The organism is Pseudomonas sp. FSL R10-2189 (assembly GCF_009600325.1).
GTDB lineage: Bacteria > Pseudomonadota > Gammaproteobacteria > Pseudomonadales > Pseudomonadaceae > Aquipseudomonas > Aquipseudomonas helleri.
In genome coordinates this window covers 334,713-356,865 of record NZ_WIVZ01000001.1, presented here as the reverse complement: position 1 = coordinate 356,865, position 22,153 = coordinate 334,713, and the positions used below count along the sequence as shown (strand labels likewise).

General features: G+C 58.2%; 14 protein-coding genes. 9 read left to right on the top strand and 5 right to left on the bottom strand.

Going from position 1 to position 22,153, the window contains the following annotated elements:
* Positions 1 to 78: 78 nt before the first annotated feature.
* Together GHO32_RS01595 and GHO32_RS01590 are read right to left on the bottom strand one after the other, a co-directional pair.
* The gene (locus tag GHO32_RS01595; protein ID WP_153333730.1) at positions 79 to 1,404 is read right to left on the bottom strand and encodes an APC family permease; all 1,326 of its coding nucleotides are present in this window, start codon (positions 1,402 to 1,404) and stop codon (positions 79 to 81) included.
* A gap of 125 nt (positions 1,405 to 1,529) precedes the next feature.
* Positions 1,530 to 2,348, bottom strand: a complete 819-nt coding sequence (locus tag GHO32_RS01590; protein WP_153333729.1) for a carbon-nitrogen hydrolase family protein — start codon at positions 2,346 to 2,348, stop codon at positions 1,530 to 1,532.
* A gap of 102 nt (positions 2,349 to 2,450) precedes the next feature.
* On the opposite strand from GHO32_RS01590, the gene GHO32_RS01585 reads away from it, so the two are divergent.
* The 4 genes from GHO32_RS01585 (at position 2,451) to GHO32_RS01570 (ending at position 11,456) form a co-directional block, all read left to right on the top strand.
* Positions 2,451 to 3,236: a helix-turn-helix transcriptional regulator gene (locus GHO32_RS01585; RefSeq protein ID WP_153333727.1), complete on the top strand. Its 786-nt coding sequence runs from the start codon at positions 2,451 to 2,453 to the stop codon at positions 3,234 to 3,236.
* 107 nt (positions 3,237 to 3,343) lie between these two features.
* Positions 3,344 to 4,963 carry an FMN-binding glutamate synthase family protein gene (locus GHO32_RS01580; RefSeq protein WP_153337854.1) on the top strand — a complete coding sequence of 540 codons (1,620 nt, stop codon included), beginning with the start codon at positions 3,344 to 3,346 and terminating at the stop codon, positions 4,961 to 4,963.
* A 203-nt stretch (positions 4,964 to 5,166) separates the two neighbouring features.
* The gene (locus GHO32_RS01575) at positions 5,167 to 10,203 is read left to right on the top strand and encodes a dermonecrotic toxin domain-containing protein (protein WP_153333723.1); all 5,037 of its coding nucleotides are present in this window, start codon (positions 5,167 to 5,169) and stop codon (positions 10,201 to 10,203) included.
* Between the two features lie 143 nt (positions 10,204 to 10,346).
* Complete coding sequence (locus GHO32_RS01570; RefSeq protein WP_153333817.1) at positions 10,347 to 11,456, top strand: OpgC family protein; 1,110 nt, start codon at positions 10,347 to 10,349, stop codon at positions 11,454 to 11,456.
* 77 nt (positions 11,457 to 11,533) lie between these two features.
* Here GHO32_RS01570 and GHO32_RS01565 read toward each other — a convergent pair whose 3' ends face one another.
* The gene (locus GHO32_RS01565; RefSeq protein WP_048367014.1) at positions 11,534 to 12,952 is read right to left on the bottom strand and encodes an amino acid permease; all 1,419 of its coding nucleotides are present in this window, start codon (positions 12,950 to 12,952) and stop codon (positions 11,534 to 11,536) included.
* Positions 12,953 to 13,352: 400 nt separating this feature from the next.
* On the opposite strand from GHO32_RS01565, the gene GHO32_RS01560 reads away from it, so the two are divergent.
* Together GHO32_RS01560 and GHO32_RS01555 are read left to right on the top strand one after the other, a co-directional pair.
* Positions 13,353 to 13,934, top strand: a complete 582-nt coding sequence (locus tag GHO32_RS01560; RefSeq protein WP_153333721.1) for a PadR family transcriptional regulator — start codon at positions 13,353 to 13,355, stop codon at positions 13,932 to 13,934.
* The gene (locus tag GHO32_RS01555) at positions 13,931 to 14,716 is read left to right on the top strand and encodes a siderophore-interacting protein (RefSeq protein WP_153333719.1); all 786 of its coding nucleotides are present in this window, start codon (positions 13,931 to 13,933) and stop codon (positions 14,714 to 14,716) included. Before GHO32_RS01560 ends, GHO32_RS01555 begins: the two co-directional genes overlap by 4 nt.
* A gap of 59 nt (positions 14,717 to 14,775) precedes the next feature.
* On the opposite strand, the gene GHO32_RS01550 is transcribed toward GHO32_RS01555, so the two are convergent.
* Together GHO32_RS01550 and GHO32_RS01545 are read right to left on the bottom strand one after the other, a co-directional pair.
* Positions 14,776 to 15,417, bottom strand: a complete 642-nt coding sequence (locus GHO32_RS01550) for a Pr6Pr family membrane protein (protein WP_153333717.1) — start codon at positions 15,415 to 15,417, stop codon at positions 14,776 to 14,778.
* A gap of 7 nt (positions 15,418 to 15,424) precedes the next feature.
* Positions 15,425 to 15,655 (bottom strand): VF530 family DNA-binding protein, encoded by a 231-nt coding sequence (locus tag GHO32_RS01545; protein ID WP_048367018.1) that lies wholly within the window; start codon positions 15,653 to 15,655, stop codon positions 15,425 to 15,427.
* Between the two features lie 207 nt (positions 15,656 to 15,862).
* Here GHO32_RS01545 and GHO32_RS01540 point away from each other — a divergent pair, with 207 nt between their 5' ends.
* The 3 genes from GHO32_RS01540 to GHO32_RS01530 all read left to right on the top strand — a co-directional run bounded on the left by GHO32_RS01540 (position 15,863) and on the right by GHO32_RS01530 (position 22,152).
* A complete protein-coding gene (locus GHO32_RS01540; RefSeq protein ID WP_153333715.1) occupies positions 15,863 to 17,902 on the top strand; it encodes a TonB-dependent receptor in 2,040 nt (679 codons plus the stop codon).
* Between the two features lie 368 nt (positions 17,903 to 18,270).
* Positions 18,271 to 19,653: a carbohydrate porin gene (locus tag GHO32_RS01535; protein ID WP_123751445.1), complete on the top strand. Its 1,383-nt coding sequence runs from the start codon at positions 18,271 to 18,273 to the stop codon at positions 19,651 to 19,653.
* 81 nt (positions 19,654 to 19,734) lie between these two features.
* Positions 19,735 to 22,152 (top strand): glucose/quinate/shikimate family membrane-bound PQQ-dependent dehydrogenase, encoded by a 2,418-nt coding sequence (locus GHO32_RS01530; RefSeq protein ID WP_153333713.1) that lies wholly within the window; start codon positions 19,735 to 19,737, stop codon positions 22,150 to 22,152.
* Position 22,153: the final 1 nt, after the last annotated feature.

The following is a 22,153-nucleotide window of genomic DNA, read 5'->3' as shown; positions in this document are numbered from 1 at the left end:
TTTTTGACGTGTTATACAGTAACATAACAAATACACCCAAACGAGAACCGATTGCAATAAGGTTAGACCCAAGGTTTATCAGGACGCTTCCTGGAAGTCCATTTCCGGGGGTTGTTTGGAGAAGCCGCGAGTCAGGAAGCCCAGGTAAATACAGCCAATCACCAGCCAGGTCAGGCCCAGGTAGATGGCGAGGTGGTCAAGGCTGATCATCAACCACAGGTCTGCCAGCAGGCCGATGGTCGGGAACACCAGAAACAGCACAACTTCACGCAGGCCACGGGTTTTGCCGCCGATCCAGTAGTGGAAGATCACCGACAGGTTCACCAGGGTGAACGCCAGGAAAGCACCGAAGTTGATGAACGACGTCGAGGTGGTCACGTCCAGTTTGAGCGCCAGCAAGGCAACCACAGCACACAGCAGAATGCTGTTCACCGGCGTGCCGTATTTGGCGTGCAGGGTGCCGAAGAACGACTTGGGCAATACACCGTCACGGCCCATCGCAAACAGCAGGCGCGAGCCACTGGCCTGAGCCGACAGGCCCGAAGCAAATTGGCCGACGATCAAACCAATCATGAAGACCGACACAAACAGGTCGCCACCAATATTGCGGGCGATCTCGTAGGCCGCCGAGTCGACGTCCGCGAACTGGAACGACGGGTGAGCGATCTGCACGAAGTACGACACGCCAACAAAGATCAGCCCGCCGATCAAGGTGATCAGCATGATTGCCCGTGGAATGGTGCGACGTGCGTCGCGGGTTTCTTCAGTGAGGGTACTCACCGCATCAAAGCCCAGGAACGAATAGCAGGCGATGGCCGCACCGCTCATGATCAACGGCATTTGCATCTGGCCATTGAAGAACGGTTCGATGGTCCACAACGGCTTGCTGGCGTCACCACCGATGTAATGCACACACAGCGCCACAAACGCGATCAGCACCAATGCTTGTACCAGCATCAGCAACGCGTTGACGCCATTGGCCAGCTTGAGGCCAACGATGTTGATCAGGCTGGTGATACCGATAAAGGCCAAGACCCAGAGCCATTGAGGCACCGAAGGGAACGCCGAGTGCAGGTACGCCGCGCCGATCAGCCAGATGGCCATTGGCAAGAACAGGTAGTCGAGCAGCACCGCCCAACCGGCAATAAAGCCAAGCTTGGGGCTGATGGCCTTGCGCACGTAGGTGTAAGCGGAACCGGCCACCGGGAAGGCCGAAGCCATACGCCCGTAACTCATGGCGGTGAAGAACATCGCCACCAGGGCAGCCAGGTACGCGGCCGGCACCATGCCGCCGGTGGATTGCGCCAGAATGCCGAACGTGCCGAGGACGATGATCGGTGTCATATAGGCGATGCCAAACAGCACCACCGACCCTAGCGACAGGGTGCGTTGCAAACGAGCCATGGGTGAATCTCCGCGCGATTATTGGTTTTATGGCAGAACTGAAAGTCGGTGAAGCTGATTTTTTTTATGGTCGAGCCTTCCCGCGCACAGCGCAGGAAGGTCGCCTTGGACGCTCCGCGTCCCAATTACGCAGGGATCAACAGCTCCCGTGTCCCGTCAGCGCGCTCGATGACCTCACCCGGTAATTTCAAGCGCTGGTCGTCCAGGTAGCGGTAGTCCTTGCGCGCCGCTTTCAATTGCGCCAGATCCAGCTCTACGCGGAATTGGCCTTCTTCACGCCCTGCTTCAAACAACAGTGTGCCGAATGGGTCCACCAGGGCGCTGCCGCCCGCAAACAGCAGCCCGCCATCGCCCTCTTCCACCCGGTTGACCATCAGCGCGAACGCCTGGTTTTCCTGGGCGCGGGCCATGATTGAGGTGCGGTGCGTCGGACCGTACGGGTCCATGTTGCCGTTGGTGACGATGAGCAGTTCGGTGCCCAGTTGCGCCAGGGCACGGGCGCTCTCCGGGAACTCGATGTCGTAGCAGATCAGCAGGCCGACGCGCACGCCGTTCCACACGCAAGTGCTGTAGCGATCGCCAGCGTTGAATACGCCACGGTCCGAGGCCCACAGGTGGGTCTTGCGATAACGCAAGGCCACGCCTTCGGGGGTGATCATCAGCGTGGTGTTGTAGAATTTGCCGTCGTCGTTTTCGGCCATGCCGATGACCACGGCAATGTTGCGCGCTTTGGCGGCCTGAATAATGGCCTGCACAGTCGGGCCGTCGATCGGTTCGGCAACCGCTGCTACTGTTTCGGCAGAGGGGAAACCCATCAGGTGCGTTTCCGGGAACACGATCAACTGTGTGTCGGCCGCGCACGCTGCAATGGACGCAAGGGCCCGTTCAAGGTTGTAGGCGGTGCCGTTGTCACGGCCTGCCAATTGAGCAAATTCGACCTTCATGGGTATTCCCGTTCTTTTATAAGTGTTCTCGTTGCCGCAGTATGCTTAGCCACAACCTGCCAGGGAATCACGCGGCGGGGGTAACCCGATAGGGGTAGATTGATGACCATGTCGCTTGAAGACATCGCCTGGCACCGTTCAGTCGGGCAAATGATAGACACTCTGGATCAGGCCAACTTCTGGACTCAACTGGTGCGCCTGCTGGAGCACTATGTGCCGTTTGACAGTTGGGTGGTGCTGCTGTTCAGCAGCGAGCACAAACCGCTGGTATTTGCCGAGTGCCCGGGGCAAGACGGCAGCCCGGACCAGTTGTTTCAGGATTACCTCAACGGCCTGTACCTGCTCGACCCGTTCTATATCGCCAGCCGCGAACACTCGCGCACCGGCCTGTTGCGCCTGGCCGAAGTGGCCCCGGAGCATTTCGAACTCACCGAGTACTACCAGCGCTACTTTCGCCTGAACGTGGTGGCCGATGAGATCCAGTTCAACAGCCACCAGCCGGACGGCCGTACCTTGTGCCTGTCACTGGGCTCGCGCCAGCGTTTTGACCCCGAGCAGATCGCCCTGTTGTCGCTGATCCAGCCTTGGGTACTGAGCCTGCTGCGCCAGCGTCTGCCGTACGAACTCAAACAGGTGAATACACCAGAGCCGCCAGAGCTCAACGACGAATGGGGCACACACCTGACCGCCCGCGAACTGGATGTAGGCCGCTTGATGCTCAGCGGCTGCTCCAGCAAAGAGATCGCCCGCAAGCTGGATATCTCGGTAGAAACCGTGAAAGTTCACAAAAAACACATCTACCGCAAGCTGGGGATCAAGTCGCAATCAGAGCTGTTCTCGATCTTTTTGCAGGCTCAAAAGGACCAGGGCGCGCCCCAGACAACCTAAGCTCACAGCTCCTCAGCCCGGCCGCAGAGCCCTTAGTCCTTGTCCGGGCTTTACCGACAGGCGCAGAATGCCTGACCGACCTGAGCGTCAAATCCAAGGAAAACCGTATGAGCCTGTCGTTACTAAGCCGTTACGCCTTCTTTGCCTTCTGTGTCATTTTCACCCTCGCCAGCCTTCCTTTTATGCATCACGAATGGCTGTGGCCCTTCACTGCGGTGACGCTGGCCCTGAGCCTGCTGGGTATTTTCGATTTGCTCCAGGGCCCCCACGCGGTGCGTCGCAACTACCCGATTCTGGGCAATATTCGTTATCTGGTTGAAGCCATTCGCCCGGAGATCCGTCAGTACCTGCTGGAGTCCGACAGTGACGCGCTGCCCTTTTCACGTGCGCAGCGCTCGTTGGTGTATTCGCGGGCCAAGAATGAAACGGCCGACAAACCGTTCGGCACGCTGATTGATGTGTACGAACCGGGCTTTGAATTTATCGGCCACTCCATGCGCCCCGCGCCATTGACCGACCCCAACAGCTTTCGCATCACCATCGGCGGCCCGCAGTGCACCCAACCGTATTCAGCCTCGATTTTTAATATCTCGGCCATGAGCTTTGGCTCGTTAAGCGCCAATGCGATTCGCGCCCTGAACAAAGGCGCCAAACTCGGCAACTTTGCCCATGACACCGGCGAAGGCAGCATCAGCGCTTATCACCGTGAAAACGGCGGCGACCTGACCTGGGAACTGGGCAGCGGCTACTTTGGCTGCCGCACCTCGGATGGCCGCTTCGACCCGGAGCGCTTTGCCGCCCAGGCGCAAACTCCACAAGTACGCATGATCGAAATCAAAATGAGCCAGGGCGCCAAGCCGGGCCACGGCGGCATTTTGCCCAAGCACAAGGTCACCCCGGAAATCGCCGAAACCCGTGGCGTACCCATGGGCGAAGACTGCATCTCGCCGTCACGCCACAGCGCTTTCTCAACCCCCATTGAAATGATGCACTTCATCGCGCAACTGCGTGAGTTGTCGGGCGGTAAACCGGTGGGCTTCAAGTTCTGCCTGGGCCACCCGTGGGAGTTCATGGGGATCTGCAAAGCCATGCTCGAAACCGGCATCCTGCCTGACTTCATCGTGATTGACGGCAAGGAAGGCGGCACTGGCGCCGCCCCCGTGGAGTTCACCGACCACATGGGTGCACCGATGCGCGAGGGCCTGCTGTTTGTGCACAACACCCTTGTCGGCCTCAACTTGCGCGACAAGATCAAACTCGGTGCCAGCGGCAAAATCGTCAGCGCCTACGATATTGCCAGCGTGTTGGCCATTGGCGCCGACTGGGCCAACTCGGCACGCGGTTTTATGTTCGCCATTGGCTGCATTCAGTCACAGAGCTGCCACACCAACAAATGCCCGACCGGCGTTGCCACCCAAGACCCGCTGCGCCAGCGCGCCCTGGTAGTGCCCGATAAAGCTCAGCGGGTGTTCCAGTTCCACACCAACACCCTTAAGGCGCTGGCCGAAATGCTTGCGGCGGCGGGCCTTGAGCACCCGGCACAACTGAACGCCAAGCATTTGGTACGACGCATCTCGCGCACAGAAATCAAGCTGTTCTCGCAGTTGCACGTGTTCCTCAAGCCCGGCGAACTGCTGACCGGCGAGGCCAATGGCGAGTTCTATTCACGCATGTGGCAAATGGCCCGAGCGGACAGTTTTGAACCTGACGTGATCGCCGCTGCGTGATCGGATGCCTGTTCCCGAACATCAAAAGTTTAATGTTCGGGTACAGGTCCAACACAGCAGTAGAGCAATAAGGTATTACATAGTTAACAACAACACTTGAATACTTGCTCAACTGACCGGCCGCACCATCAGTTATTTAACCTATTAATAGTCCCGGCATTGTTTCTAGACTGGCATGACTTCCCCTACTGCGGATATAACTCATGTCGACTGCTCCGTTAACCCACACATCATTAAAACCGCCTGATTTAAAAGACCTGGGTATTCATCACGACCTGATCAAAGCCAAAGCACAATCAGCGATCAATAACTTTCATGCTTCATTGATTCCAGCCCTGCACAACCAAGCCTATCCGCCGATGTCCGGTTACAACCTTCTGAGTGCTGAACAGCAACAAGGTCTTCGCGAACATCAGGCACTGTCACGTACTAACCTGATCAATCTTCGCCATTACCTGGACAACATCAGCAGTGTCGAGGCCTTTGCCGAACCCCTGTTGCAAGACGCCTTGTTAAAAGCGTTCGGGATTGCCTGTGATGTCAGAAAAAACGTGATCACCCTCACGACGCTCAATACCTTCACAGGGGAGATTACAAGCCGTGCCACACAGACGCTCTTGCAAGCCGCCCTGCACAATTTTTTGCCGGAGCAAGCTGAAACTGGCGGCATACCGAGAGGCTCACATCTCTGGGATTACAAATCCACGCGCTCCAGCGACCCGGCGCCAAAACTGCTTGAGATTGACCCCGTTGCCTTCGCCCGTTTATGCCGGGAACTGGATATCGGTAAACGCTATCAGGAACATCTGGCAGCCATAATCAGCCCGCCACACGCGCAAGACAAACTCGCGGTCGCCTCTGCTTTTATCGACCATGAGCGCAGCATGCTGTTATTACAAGCCGATGTGGCCTTGATGAATAAACATATCAAGCCCGAGACCCACGCCACCTTGATGCGTTTTGGTGCGGGAGATGAACGGTCCTTATTTGGCACTCTGCCCATAAGTTGTAACTATATGAAACTGGATGAAGTGCAATTTTTATCCATGGTCCTTTTTCATGGCGACCCTCTTGAACAAGAACAGCGTTGTATTGTTTATATCCCTGGCGACCCGGTCAGTTGCCTGAAAGAGTACGACAACTTAAGAGCCGCCCACGCCGACTTAATGATTAAATTGCAAGATGCCACTTACCGTGAGTTCTTTATTCACCTGGCCCCGCAATCACAGAAACTTGCACTGACCAAGCGTTTTAACAACCGTTTTACAAAAGGCGGCAGAGACCCGTTGGGAATGACCCAGCAGCCTGTCTCCGGTAATCTCTTCCAGCATTTGTATACCCGCAAGATCCAGCAATTGATGGCGGATACACGGTTCCTGGCCGTGCCGACCGATGACATCAATCGCATCGCCTTACTGGATCGGCTAGAGCATTACCTGGACGTCAGCCTGAATGTGCTGAACGTCGCTGCATTCTTTGTGCCGGGGCTGGGCGAAGTCATGGCGGTGGTTTTTGCAGCGCAGATCATGGGCGACGTTTACCACGGCATTGAAGCCTGGGAGCAAGATGACAAGGACCTCGCCTGGGCCTACACCAAAGGTGTGCTGATCAATCTGGCCACTGCCGCAGCCATTGGCAAATTAGCCTCTGAATTCGCCCGCCCGTTGCCGGTAAAACCCGTGCCGCTGATCGAAGAACTGGCGGTCTTTACCCAGGAAGAGGGCCAAACCAAGCTCTGGAAGCCCGATATCACCCCCTTCGAACATGACATCAGCCTGCCACCGGCGCTAAAACCCGACGCCAAGGGCCTGTATTACCACATGAGCCGGTATTACCTGAAGCTGGAAGACAAGCACTACAGCGTCGAAAAAACCGGCGAACAGACGTATCGATTGCGCCATCCCACAGAGCCCACAACCTACGGGCCCGAACTGTCGCATAACAACCATGGCGCCTGGAAACACGCGGAAGAAGAGCATGCTGACTGGGATGAAAATACCTTGTTCAGGCGCTTGCACCCCACCTTGAGCACCGTTGACAGTGAAACGGTTGAACAGATGCTGCATGCCTGCGGTGTTGACGAAGCTGAACTGCGTCAGGTGCACGTCGACCAAAGCCCGCCTCCGGCACTGCTCAATGACAGCACCACACGCTTGGCCATCGACCAGGACTTGCAACGTTTTATCCAGCGGATGCAGGCGGGAGATCGAACGGCCGATCCACAGATTCAGCTCCAATTGCTGGTTGAAAAGGATATGTGGCCCCCCACCAAAGCTTTGCGCTTTATCGATATCGAGGGAAAAACCATCACTGAGTACGGCAATAACGCGACCAGGAAACTGCCCATCATCCAAGTCCTCGACAGCCAGTTGCGCCGAGGTGAGATGTTGAAAGTCGTGCTCGAATCCCTGGCTCCCGAAGAAGTGACCGCGCTGGTGGGGCTCAGTACTGAGCAGGGTGAGATTGGCAGCAGCTTGGCGGAAAAGGCCAATGCTTTGCACACACGCCTGACCCAGCGAGCCAGACAGCGCGCAGACAAACTCTTTGCCTCGCGCTACACATCACCGCCTATGCCTGACTCCCCTGCTGCCCGGCAATTACTCAAGCGATTCCCCACACTCCCCGGCCCGGTGGTCGATGAGTTGCTGGCCTCTGCCACGCAAGCCGAGTTTGAGGTCCTCGACAAGCAAATACGGGTGCCCGTGCGCATTGCCGAGGAAGCCACTATTTATGCCCAGGAGCTGCGCCTGACCCGTGCCTTTGAAGGCCTTTACCTTGAATACCTGAACAATGCCGACACGCAAAAGCTACTTTTGCACAGCCTTGCGGACATGCCGGGCTGGTCGAAAGACGTGCGCATCGAAGTGCGTGACGGCGAGTTTTCAGGCCCGTTGCTCGACCATGTGGGTGCAGCCGATGCACCGATCCGTAAAGTGCTGGTCAAGGAGGGCAGCCAGTATCAAACCTACGACGCCAACAATCTTAACCTGCATGGCCTGGATGACCTCTATGCCAGCGTGATGCATGCCCTTCCCGATGCGCAGCGCCGAGCGCTGGGGTTTCCCCATCCGGCACAAGGCCCGGCCCTCAAGGCAGCGCTGGCGCAACGCCCCCCCATGAGCCGCGACGCCCTGCGGGAGGTGCTACGAATACCCCGTGGTCAAGACACTTCACCCATGCAACGGGCAAAAGGACGCCCCGTCGATTCATTCCCTCAACCGGCTACTGCACGCTGCGCCCGCTCACCGTTCGCCTGTTTCAGATCAAACCCGCGGCGAGTCAGAAGCCTGATAACCGAGTTGTACCCAACCCATACAGCCGAGGCGGTTGAAGAGTTTTTGGGGCTTGAAGACCTCTACAGTCGCGAAGGCCTGCAGCGCCTTGAGGCCTTGAAGACAGAGTTTAGAACGCTGGTCAGAGACCTCGAAAACTGGAAAGCCAAGCCGCCGGAGCTGGCTCAGGTCAGTCACCACCATGTCCGTTTGGTTCATCCCATGGACAAGCAACGGGTCATCAACAAGCTGATCAAGTGCTGGCAACGCAGAATCACCAGACCCCGAGGCAGCACCGAGATACCGTCAGACGTAACGCTGGACATTGACGGTATCCACTTCGGTGCACTTCCCGAACTCACCGCAGACTTCAGCCATGTCAAACAACTGCAGTTCAGCAACTTTTACCTGCAACCCGGTTTCAATGGGTTTCTGAGGCGTTTCCATGGTCTGACTTCGCTCAAATTGAGTTCAACGCATCTGCTTGAAATACCTTCGAGCATTTTCGATCTGGACTCATTGACCCATCTGAACCTGGGCGGCAACAGCATTACTCTGTCCGTTGAAGAGGCCGGCAAACTCAGCGAAATGACCCAACTTAACGTGCTGGACCTTAACAACAACCCACTGGGTGAAGTGCCCGACTTCACCCACATGAATCAATTGCAGCAACTGAACCTCAGAAACACCCGCCTCAGCACATGGCCCTCGGGCCTCGAAACGCTGCAGGAACTGACGAATCTTGATCTTCGCGAGAACAACCTGACAGCTTTACCGCAGAGTTATTTCCAGTTGCCTCCAGAACGCTTGCGCAGCACCTATGTTCATGGCAACCCCCTGCCCGCCGCCACGCTTGAAGCAGTGTTGGCTTACCGAGAACAACTGGGCTTGCGCTTTGAAGCGCGCGTGCATGCGCGAGGCGCTGAGCCACATCCGGCAGACGTCTGGCTGGATAACACGCAGCATTCCGAGCAACGCCTGGACCAACTCGAACTCTGGTCAGCCGTGCAGGCCGAGCCCGGCAATCGGGATTTTTTCAGGGTGATTCATGACCTGTCGGAATCGCCTGACTTTCGCTTTGCACGCGAACAACTAACCCAACGGGTGTGGCGTGTCATCGCGGCGGCCGCTGAAGACACTTCGCTCAGGCACGAATTTTTTGGCGGTGCGGTTGAGCATCAAACCTGCATTGACCGCGTCCAGACGGTATTCAGCCGATTTGGCTACAAGGTGCTGCTGCATGAGATCGGTCTACTGCAAGGCGTCGCCAAAGAGACCGAACTGCTGAAGTTGATCAAGGGGCGCACACGCCTGCTGCAACTGGATGACATCGCGCAAACCCAAATCGACCTCCAGACCAGCGCCTACAACACAGCGCGCGAGGAAGCTCGGCTCTCACCGGGACAGATCGCAGAACTCAAACCTGACCCGCTCGAAGTGCAACTGATCTATCAAGTTGACCTCGGCGATCGCCTGGAATTGCCGTGGCAGCCAGCCCATATGAAGTTTCGTAACCTGGCGAAAATCACTCCCGCGCAAATTGAAGAAGCCTTCAACCTGGTCATTAACCAGGAGAAAATCCCCGGCTACCTGCCGAAAAAAATGCTCGAGGAAGAGCCCTGGGTGGATTACCTGACTGAGCACTACGGCGCAGAGATTGAAGCTGAGCGTGAGCCGCACCTACAGCGCATCAAAGACATCGATCAGTTGCAGGAGCTGCAAGAACAGTGGACCGAAAAGCAGGCCGAAGGCGACAGCGACGCTCTAAAAGCGCTGACCAGTGACTTAAAAGCCTTAGCGCAAACGCTGGGGGTGGATGAGCAAAAGGTTTTTACCAAAGCGCCGATGCTCGATGAGGACTACTACGCGTTACAACTCAAGGCCCGTGCTGAACTCGACGAAGTGATGGTCAAACTCACGCAAACCCTACTGGATAAAAAACAACTGTCCGTCAACCAGGACGAATAAATCCGAACTTCAGTGACAATCAGTAATACCCGAACTTTGCATTTCTCGCCCAATAGCTTCACCCTGCGCGCCGCCGATGTGCGGCGCGAAACTTCTGTTTATCGCGTAAGACTTTATTACCTTCTGCTTGAGAATTTGCCGTGATGATTAACGGACGCGACCACCGCATAGACTTTTTTCGCGGGCTGGCGCTGATCTTTATTTTTTGGGACCACATCCCGCACAACCCGCTGGCTGAACTGACCGTGCGTAATTTCGGTTTCAGTGATGCGGCGGAAATTTTTGTCTTTCTGGCCGGTTATGCCGCCGTGCTGGCCTACGGCAAAATTGCCCGGCGTGATGGCTTGTTGATCGCCAGTGTGAAGATCTGGCGCCGCGCCTGGGTGCTGTATGTGGTGCATATCTTCTTGCTTGCGGTGCTAATGGGCATCGTCTTTTTTGCCAACAGCCACGTTGAAACCCGTGACCTGGTGCAAGAAATGGGTTTGCAGTACTTCTTGAGCAACCCGCAGCAGGCACTCACCGATGAGTTGCTGCTGCGCTTCAAGCCCAACCTGATGGACCCGCTGCCGTTGTACATCGTGCTGCTGATCGGCTTGCCGCTGGTCCTGCCCATGCTGCTGCACAAGGCGCGCTACGTGGTGGGTGTTTCGCTGGCGCTGTACTTGATAGCGCCGTACTGGAACATGGCCTCGCAAGAAGGCGGCGTGTGGTTTTTCAACCCGGTTGCCTGGCAGTTCCTGTTTATTCTCGGCGGCGCGCTGGCGCTGTATGGCCAGGACAACCCTGCGGTGGATCATCGGCCGTTAAGCCGTCAGCCGTTGTTTCTGGGCGCGGTGGTTTACCTGCTGGTCACCGGACTGGTAGCGGTGTCATGGAAATGGCCGCACCTGCACGACGCGGTCATGCCCGTGGTGTTAGGCGAGTGGGTGTACCCCATCAGCAAGACCAACTTGTCACCTGTGCGTCTGTTGCACTTTTTGGCTTTGGTGTACGTGGTGGCCAAAATCGTGCCGCACGGCCAATGGCTGAACCAGTGGTTCGCCCGACAAGTCTGCCGCATGGGTCGTTATTCGCTGGAGGTGTTCTGCCTGGGCGTGATCCTCGCCCCGCTGGCAGACATGTTCAATGCACTGGGCGGCGACGGCTGGGCTGTGCAGGTGTTCAGCGCCCTGATGGGCGTAGGCCTTATGGCCGTGCTGGCCCAGTGGCTGGACTGGAACAAACGGCTGGGACAGCCGCCTAAGGCATGACGTGTGCCTCGCGATCTTTTGGTCTTTAAAAGATCGCGAGGCGTGCTCGCTTTTACAGGCAGCGTTTTAAGCAGACCTTAATGAGCTGAAGAAGCCACTGCGGTCTGATCTTTTGGCGACAGTTTGAACACGTAGAACAACACCGTCAGCAGGATCAGGAACGCCGGGCCTACAAACAGGGCCACGCGGGTTTCTTCGAAGTAGGCCATCAGCCCGACCACCATCAGCAGGAAAGCCAGCGCCGCAAACGAGCTGTAAGGGTACAGCCACATGCGGTACTTGAGGGCGGCCGCCTCTTCACGGCTGAGGTTTTTGCGAAAACGCAATTGCGCCAGCAAGATCATCAACCAGGTCCAGATCGCACCAAAGGTCGCAATCGCCGTCACCCACACAAACACCTTCTCCGGCGCCAGGTAGTTGAGCACCACGCCCAGCAGCAACATGGCAATCGACAGCAGCAGCGCGTTGCGCGGTACGCCGTTTTGCGAGGTGGTGGCGAAGTTGGCCGGGGCCTGACCGTTTTGCGCCAGGCTGTAAAGCATGCGCCCGGTGCTGAAAATGCCGCCGTTGCAAGACGACAAGGCTGCGGTGATCACCACAAAGTTAATAATGCCGGCTGCGGTTTTGATGCCCAGGCGCTCGAACGTCATGACGAACGGGCTGCCTTGGGTACCGATTTCATTCCACGGATAGATCGACAGGATGACGAACAGTGCGCCCACGTAGAACAGCAGAATGCGCCAGAACACCGAGCCAATCGCGCTCGGGATGGTCTTTTGCGGGTTGCGGGCTTCACCGGCGGTCAGGCCGATCATTTCAACGCCCAGGTAGGCAAACATCACCATTTGCAACGACATCAGCACGCCCTGAATCCCGTTCGGCATAAAGCCGCCTTGGGTCCAGAGGTTGGAGATGCCCAGCGCTACGCCGTCATTGCCGAAACCGAAGGCAATGATGCCGATGCCGCCGATCACCATCGCGATGATGGTGACGATCTTGATCAAGGCAAACCAGAACTCGAACTCACCGAATGCTTTAACCGCGATCAGGTTGATCGAACCCATGCTCAGCAGTGCCGCGAGGGCCCAGATCCAGCGCGGGACATCCGGAAACCAGATGCCCATGTACACCGCCACGGCGGTGATTTCGGCAACGCACGTCACCAGCCACAAGAACCAGTAGTTCCAGCCGGTCAAAAAGCCCGCCAATGGGCCGAGGTAGTCTTGCGCGTAGCGGCTGAAAGAGCCAGCTACCGGGTTGTGCACGGCCATTTCGCCCAATGCACGCATGATCACCAGAATGGCCAGGCCACCCAGGATGTAAGACAGCATGATGGCCGGACCGGCCATTTCGATCGCTTTGGCCGAGCCCAGGAACAGGCCTACGCCGATACAGGCGCCAAGCGCCATCAAGCGGATATGGCGTTCGCCCAGTTCGCGTTTGAGCGGGCCGCCCTGCGCGGTTTCACCGTGGGGCTGGTGGTTGCCGACTGGCATAAAAGTACAACCTCATAATTGTTATTGGATGTGCATCACTAGAGCGTTCCAAGAGCTTGGCCGGTTGCCAGACTCCCCTTGCAAAGGCCTCTAACCTCGTGGGTCGGACGTTCAAAAGGGAAATACCCTACTGAGATCGGCGGCGAGTATTGCACAGGGTTGGTGCACAGTCATTCCCCTACCTAGGGCGTATTTACCCTGAGCAAGGGCTCTATCCCGTCACTTTGCGCGCCTGTAAAAACCTGTAGCCGCTGCCGAAGGCTGCGATGGGCAGCGCAGCGGCCCCATTTTCATCTGGCCCACCCCCTAGCAAGATGAGAACAATTACCGTTCGTCAATTCTATTTGCGTAATCTTAAGATATATCTTAAGTTACTTCGCACACACAGAGGACGAAGAAAATGAGAGAGCATCACCACCCCCACCACCACCGCGAACACAATGTCGGTCAAGACGGTTTTGAAAAACGTGCCGGTCAACGCGGCGGCCGAGGCCCGCGGGTATTTGCCCCCGGCGATCTGAAATTACTGCTGCTGGCCCTGGTTGCCGAGCAGCCTTGCCATGGCTACGACCTGATCCGCCAGATCGAAGGCATGTTCGATGGCGCCTACAGCCCGAGCCCGGGCGTGATCTACCCGACCCTGACCTTTCTGGAAGAAAGCGAGCTGATTGAAGGCGACGCCGCAGGCGGGAAAAAACGCTACAGCGTGACCGACGCCGGTCGCCAGTCCCTGCTGGATCAAGCCATCGCGCTGGACGGTGTGCGCATGCGTATCGACGTCAGCAAGCGCTCGCTGCGCGGCCATGACCGGCCTGCCGAAATTCACGAGGCGGTGCACAACCTGCGCCATGCCTTGCAGATGCACCATGGTCGCTGGAACCCGGCAGAAATTGCCCGGGTACGCGACTTGCTCAACAACACCGCCAAAGCCATCGTCGATGGCCCTGTTACTGCCCAGCCTGCGCAGGAGAACGCTGAATGAATACCGCTAACCCCCAAACCATTCACCGCGTCATGCATGAAATCAAACGTCGCAAGTTAGAGGTGCTGCGCGTGGTCGACCTGACCCCGCGCATGCGCCGCATCACGGTAGGCGGCCCCGAGCTGGCCGGTTTTACCAGCCTGGGCAGCGACGACCACGTAAAGCTGTTTTTCCCGCAGACCGCCGAAGAACAAAGCGCTCTGGAGAACGTGGAACTGAGCGGCGGGATCAAAAACAAAGTCATGCCGCCCATGCGCGACTACACCCCGCGCCGCTACGACCTGGACACGTTTGAACTGGATCTGGATTTTGTCTTGCACGGCGACGGCCCTGCCTCCACCTGGGCCGCGCAAGCCCAACCGGGCCAGTTCCTGCACATCGGCGGCCCACGCGGCTCAATGATCGTGCCGGATATTTTCGACAGCTACCTGTTGATCGGCGACGAAACCGCCCTGCCGGCCATTGCCCGCCGTCTCGAAGAGCTACCGGCCAATCGCCGTGCGCTGGTGGTGGTTGAAATTGAAAACGCCCAGGAGCAACAGCCGCTGAACAGCGCTGCGTCGGTTGAAGTGATTTGGGTGCACCGCGACGCGCCAACTGAAGACCTGCTGAGCACCGTCGAACACCTGAAGATTCCAGCAGGCGACCTGTACACCTGGGTCGCGACTGAAAGCGCACTGTCACGCAAAGTGCGCCGCGTCTTGCTCGACACCCACGGCCTGAACGATGAATTCGTTAAAGCCGTCGGTTACTGGCGCCTGGACGACAGCCCGGAAGAGTAAAACCCTACCTTGTCTCGCGATCTTTTGAACGATCAAAAGATCGCGAGACAAGCTCGCTCCTACAGAGAGGATCGGCCGCGCCAGCGGTCAATCGCCACCATCAGCAACGCCACCGCCACAAACCCCACCAGAATCCCCAACGCGTTCACAAACGTCTGCGCATACCCCAGTTTGTTGACATCAATAAACGGGTACGGGTACATGCCCAGCGTATGCCCGCGCCACAGCAAATAGGCAAAGTACACAATCGGGTACAACGCCCACACCGCGATATGCCTCAGGCGCAATGAGCCTTTGGGCACGCAAAACCACCAATACAGGCTGAACAGCACGGGCATGACATCGTGCAACAGTTCATTGGCCAGCCAGTGCAGCCCCTGCGGTTGCCAAAGGTTGCGCAGCAACAAGCTGTAGGCGGCGCCCACCACGATGATGCTCACAGCAATCCCGCTGGTGACCCACGGCTGCAAGAAAAACCTCCGACCCTTGGAGTCCTGCGTAAGAGCGGCGTAGGTCAGCACAGTGGCGGTCAGGGTATTGCTCAGCACCGTGAAAAAGCTGAAGTAATTAACCAGCCCACCCAGCAGGCTTGCGCCGGATGTCCAGCGGGCAATCAATACCATGTCGAGCTGAATCGCCAGCCCGCTCCAGCCCAGAATGGCCATTAACGCGAACCAGCGGTGAGTGTGCGTTGCACGCATACGCCGATCAGAGCTCACGCTTTGTGCGGGCGTATTTCACGTAGAGCTTCTCGACCTTCTCACGCGCCCACGGCGTTTTACGCAAAAACGTCAGGCTCGACTTGATGCTCGGATCGCTTTTGAAGCAGCGAATATCAATGCGCTCGGCCAGCCCTTCCCACTCGTAATGCGCCACCAGCGCAATCAGGATCTGTTCCAGCGTGACGCCGTGCAGGGGGTTGTTGTTGGGTTCAGTCATGCCGAGCCTTTTTAAGCAGAAGTAGGAAAGCCGCGCACCTTAGCTCAGGGGCCAGTCATTTGGAACACGGTGAGTTTAGCGGGGCCTGAGCCCTTGCAGAAAAAGTTCCGCTTGGCGCGACCAAATGCGATGTTATATTGTAACGATACAGTCGTTATCAGAGCGCTCAGCGCCACGCTTTTCATCACCCTTGCCAAGGAATCTGCAATGTCCTCCCCTGCTTTGCCACGCCCACTGCGCCGTCTGCGTTTGACGCCGCTCGCCACGGCCCTGCTTATCGCCTCCCCCGCCTATGCCCTGGAGCTGCAACCCCAAGTCATCACCGGCAACCCGCTGGGCAGCAGCCAGCTGGCTTCTCCCACTACCGTTTTGGAAGGTGATGACCTGACACTGCAGCAACAAGGCAGCCTGGGTGAAACCTTGAACAAGCAACCGGGTGTGTCGTCGTCTTACTTCGGCCCGGGCGCCAGCCGACCGATCATTCGCGGCCTGGACGGCGACCGGATCCGCATTTTGCGCAATGGCGTGGGCGCGCTGGACGCTTCGTCGCTGTCCTACGACCACGCCGTGCCACTGGATCCGGTCAACGTTGAGCGCATCGAAATCGTCCGTGGCCCGGCCGCCCTGCTCTACGGCGGCAACGCCATCGGTGGCGTGGTCAACACCTTCGACAACCGCATCCCCACCGAAGCCATCAACGGCATTCAGGGTGCAGGCGAGTTGCGTTATGGCGGCGCCGACACCACGCGCAGCAGCGCAGGCAAGCTGGAAGCCGGTGACGGCACGTTTGCCCTGCACCTGGACGCCAACGCCCGTCAGTTCAATGACCTGAAAATCCCCGGTTACGCCCGCGATCGTCACGCCCCGGAAGGCGAAGACGACAGCGATCAAAAGAAAGGCCGCCTGAGCAATAGCAGTGGCCGACAGGACGGCGGTGCGGTTGGCGGTTCCTACACATGGGATGACGGCTACGCGGGCATCTCCTACAGTAACTACGACTCCAACTACGGCTCCCCTGCCGAAGACGACGTGCGCATTCGCATGAAGCAGGATCACTACGCCTTCGCCTCGGAGATCCGCAACCTGCAAGGCCTGTTCAGCTCGCTCAAACTGAACGCCGGCTATACCGACTACGAACACCGTGAAATCGAAGGCGGCGAAGTCGGCACCACCTTCAAGAACAAAGGCTACGAAGCGCGTGTTGAAGCGCGTCATGTGCCGATCGGCCCGTTGAACGGGGTGATTGGCGCGCAGGTCAACCGCAACGAATTTTCGGCCCTCGGCGAAGAGGCCTTCGTGCCGCAGACCGATACCACCACCGGCGCGCTGTTTATTCTTGAAGAGCTGCAAGCCACCGAGCGACTCAAACTCAGTCTCGGCGGGCGCCTGGAACACACCGTGGTTGACCCGAATGCCAAAGGCAATGAGCGCTTCGAAGCGGCCGACAATTCCAAGCGCTTCACCGCGGGCAGCCTGTCTTCAGGCGCGGTGTTCACCCTGACACCGATCTGGTCGCTGGCCGCGACGCTGGGCTACACCGAACGCGCGCCGACTTTCTATGAGCTGTATGCCAACGGCGCCCACGTTGCCACCGGCACTTACGAGTTGGGTAACCCTAACCTGTCAAAAGAAAAGGCCGTGTCCAGCGACCTGGCCCTGCGCTTTGACAATGGCACCCACAACGGCAGCGTTGGCGTGTTCTATAGCCACTTCTCCAACTACATCGGCCTGCTCGGCACGGGCCGCACCTTGAACGACGAAGGCGAGCCAGACGCCAGCGGTATTCCGGAATACACCTACTCCGGCGTACGTGCACGTTTCGTAGGGTTTGAGGCCAAGGATCACTGGAAGCTGGGTGAAAACGCCTACGGCAAATTTGCACTGGAGCTGTCGGGCGACTACACCCGCGCCACCAACCTCGACACCGGCGAATCATTGCCCCGTATTGCGCCGTTGCGCCTGAGTAGCGGTTTGCTATGGGAACTCAATCGCTGGCAGGCACGGGTCGATGTTGAACACGCCAGCAACCAGGGCCGCGTACCGGACAACGAGTCAGGCACCAATGGCTACACCACCCTGGGCGCCAGCGCCGGTTACAACTTTACGGTGGGTCGCAGCCAGTGGCTGGCCTTCGTCAAAGGCGACAACCTGACCGACCAGACCGTGCGTTATGCCAGCTCGATCCTGCGAGACATCGCCCCGGCACCGGGCCGCAGTGTTGAAGTAGGCCTGCGCACGACGTTCTAAGCCATACCCCTGCCGCTGTAGGAGCGAGCTTGCCTCGCGATCTTTTGATCTTTAAAAGCAAAAGATCGCGAGACAAGCTCGCTCCTACAGTTTTTTTTCTAAACCATTCCCTACCTCATTTCCCGCAAACACCGTCGAACGTGAGGCAAAAAGCCCCTGAGACGAACGGTCGCAGGCGACTGTTACCAAATCCGAAATGATCCATGTCAATTAAAGTGCTGTTTCTAAACGTTTCGTCGCTTTATCATTTCCGCATCAAGGGCTGAAACGTTTCACGCCAGCCCTTACATTCTGAAAGTGTGAGTCCTGCCTGCAAAGACAGCGCTACCCACTTCACCGCCCGACCAAAAAGACCTTCATCTCGACCTATGTCCACATTTCTGACTTTGCGCAAAGACAGCGCGCTATTCCCTATGGCCGGGCAAAAAGCCCTGACCCTGATCGGCGGCATTACTGCCCTGGGTTTTGCCAGCTTCGTACAGGCCGCACCGGCGTTCGACAGCGATTCAAAATGGATGTTCGGCGATTGGGACGGCTCTCGTACCGCACTGGAAAAGCAAGGCTACAGCTTCTCGCTCGACTACGTGGGCGAAGTCGGCTCCAACCTGCACGGCGGCTACGACCATGACCGCACCGCGCGTTACAGCGATCAGTTCGGCCTGGGCACGCACCTGGATTTGCAAAAAATCCTGGGCTGGCACGACGCTGAATTCCAGCTGACGATTACCCAGCGCGATGGCAACAATATCAGCAATGACCGGATCAACGACCCACGGGTCGGCGGCTTCACTTCGGCCCAGGAAGTCTGGGGCCGTGGCCAGACCACGCGTTTGACGCAGATGTGGTACCAGCAAAAATTCTTCGACCAGAAGCTCGACATCAAGGCCGGACGCTTTGGTCAGGGCGAAGACTTCAACAGCTTCCCTTGCGACTTCCAGAACCTCGCGTTCTGCGGCTCGCAGGTCGGTAACTGGGCCGGCAGCATCTGGTACAACTGGCCGGTCAGCCAATGGGCGCTGCGCATCAAATACCACCTCACGCCCGAGCTGTATGCGCAGGTCGGCGCCTACGAGCAAAACCCGTCCAACCTGGATCGCGGTAACGGCTTCAAGCTCAGCGGCAGCGGCACGCAAGGCGCGGTATTGCCAGTTGAGCTGGTGTGGACACCGACACTTAATGGCCTGCCGGGCGAGTACCGCGCGGGTTATTACTACAGCAGCGCCAAGGCCACCGACGTCTACAAGGACGCCAACGGCCAACCGGCAGTGTTAAGCGGCGCAGCCTATCGCAGCAGTTCGAGCAAGCACGGCCTGTGGCTGGGCGTGCAACAGCAACTCACCAGCCGCGCCAGCGATCAATCCCGTGGCTTGAAGGTGTTTGCCAACGCCACCCTGCACGACAAAAAAACCAACGCCATCGACAACTATGTCCAGGCAGGCGTTGTGTACAAAGGCGTGTTCGATGCACGCCCCAAAGACGACATCGGCTTTGCCATGGCTCGCGTTCACGTCAACCCGGCCTACCGCAAAAATGCCGAAGCCACCAACCAGGCTCGCGGCGTTTACGACGCCAGCAATCTGGACTACTTGCCGCCTCAGCACACTGAGTACAGCGCCGAATTGTATTACGGCGTGCACGTTACCGACTGGCTGACGGTGCGACCGAATCTGCAATACATCCGCCATCCGGGCGGTGTTTACACCGTGGATAACGCCCTGATCGGCGGTTTGAAAATTCAAAGTTCGTTCTGACGAACGGGCTGCAAGACAGCAGCGGTACGCTTGAGGTGTGCCGCTTGCCGCTAAATCCTACCTTCAACGGAGAACCTCACTATGAGCACTGATGGTGCTTTGAGTAGAAGCCGCTTGCTGCCGACATTGCTCGGTATCCTGCTGGTGTTAATGGGCCTGGCCATGTTGGTCGGGGGTATCAAGCTGGTGACACTCGGCGGATCGACGTACTACCTGCTGGCCGGTCTCGGCTTCGGGCTGTCGGGCGCCCTGCTGATCGCCGGGCGCCGTGCGGCGCTGGCGTTGTACGCACTGGTGTTGTTCGCCAGCACCGTCTGGGCGCTGGTCGAAGTCGGCCTGGACTGGTGGCAACTGGTGCCGCGTCTGGCCCTGTGGTTCGCCATCGGTATCGTTTTGCTGCTGCCATGGTTGCGTCGCCCGCTGTTGCGCGGCCAGTCGGCACCGGTAGCAACGGGCGCGCTGAGCATCGCCGTGGTCCTGGCGGGCGTGGCTGCACTGGCAAGCCAGTTCACCAACCCTGGCGAGATCAAGGGCGAGCTGGGTCGTGACGCCGTTCCGGGCATGGCCAACACCGCACCCGACATGCCTGAAGGTGACTGGCAGTCCTATGGCCGTAGCGGCTATGGCGATCGTTACTCGCCACTGAAACAAATCACCCCGCAAAACGCCCACAGCCTGGTGCCTGCCTGGACCATGCGTACTGGCGACATGCCAGGGCCGAATGACCCGGGTGAAACCACCGCTGAAAACACCCCGCTGAAAGTCAACGGCATGCTCTATGTGTGCACGCCGCACAGCCAGGTGATTGCGCTTGATCCGGACAGCGGCAAGGAAATCTGGCGCTACGATCCGAAGATCAGCACGCAAAATGCTGCCAACTTCAAAGGCTGGGCACACATGACGTGCCGTGGTGTGAGCTATCACGACGAAAATGCCTACGCCAAAGCCAGCACTGAACAAAGCGCTGCCGAGCCGGCTGCAGCCACGTCGAGCAATTCCTGCCCGCGTCGTCTGTTCCTGCCAACCGCCGACACCCGCCTGATCGCCCTCAATGCCGACACCGGTAAAGTCTGCGAAGACTTCGGTGACCACGGCTCGGTCGACCTGCGCCACAACATCGGCAGCTTTGCACCCGGTGGTTACTACTCCACATCGCCACCTGCGGTCACCAAAGACCTGGTGGTGATTGGCGGCCACGTGACCGACAACATCTCCACTGACGAGCCATCCGGCGTGATCCGTGCGTACGACGTGCGCACCGGCAAGCTGGTCTGGAACTGGGACAGCGGCAACCCGGAAGACACCACGCCGATTGCCGAAGGCCAAACCTACACCCGCAACTCGCCAAACATGTGGTCGATGTTCGCGGTCGACGAAAACCTCGGCATGCTCTACCTGCCAATGGGCAACCAGATGCCTGACCAATATGGTGGCGACCGTACCGAAGACTCCGAGCGTTACAGCGCTGGCGTAACGGCACTGGACATCACCACCGGTAAGGTTCGCTGGTACCGTCAGTTCACTCACCATGACCTGTGGGACATGGACGTGGGCGGTCAACCGACCCTGATGGACCTGAAGACTGCTGACGGCGTGAAACCGGCGCTGCTGGCCTCGACCAAGCAAGGCAGTATCTACGTTGTTGACCGTCGTAATGGCGAAGACATCGTGCCGATCCGCGAAATCCCGGCACCGGGCGGTGCTGTCGCCGGTGACCACACCGCGCCGACCCAACCGCGTTCGGACCTCAACATGATTCCGCCGCAACTGACCGAGCGTGACATGTGGGGCGTGACCCCGTTTGACCAAATGCTCTGCCGGATCAACTTCAAATCCCTGCGTTACGACGGCATGTACACCCCGCCTTCGCTGCAAGGTTCGATCGTTTACCCGGGCAACTTCGGCGTGTTTGACTGGGGCGGCATCTCGGTTGACCCAGTGCGTCAGATCGCGTTCCTGAACCCGAGCTACATGGCGTTCACCTCCAAGCTGGTACCCCAGGCTGACGTAGCAGCCATGGGCCCGCGCAAAGGCGAAACCTCGGGCGTGCAACCGAACAAGGGCGCTCCGTACGGCGTGATCCTTGAGCCGCTGCTGTCGCCGGTTGGCCTGCCTTGCCAGGCGCCGTCGTGGGGTTACGTTGCAGCGGTCGACCTGACCAACAACAACGTGATCTGGAAACACAAAAACGGCACCGTGCGTGACAGCTCGCCAGTACCGATCCCGCTGCCAATGGGCGTTCCAAGCCTGGGCGGGACCGTGACCACGGCCGGTGGCGTTGCTTTCCTGAGCGGCACCCTGGACCAATACCTGCGTGCTTACGACGTGAACAACGGTAAAGTCCTGTGGGAAGGTCGCCTGCCAGCAGGCGGTCAAGCCACGCCAATGACCTACGCAGGCAAGGACGGCACCCAATACGTGCTCGTCATGGCCGGTGGTCATGGTGGTCTGGGCACCCAGAAGGGTGACTACATCATGGCGTTCAAACTGGCTAAATAAG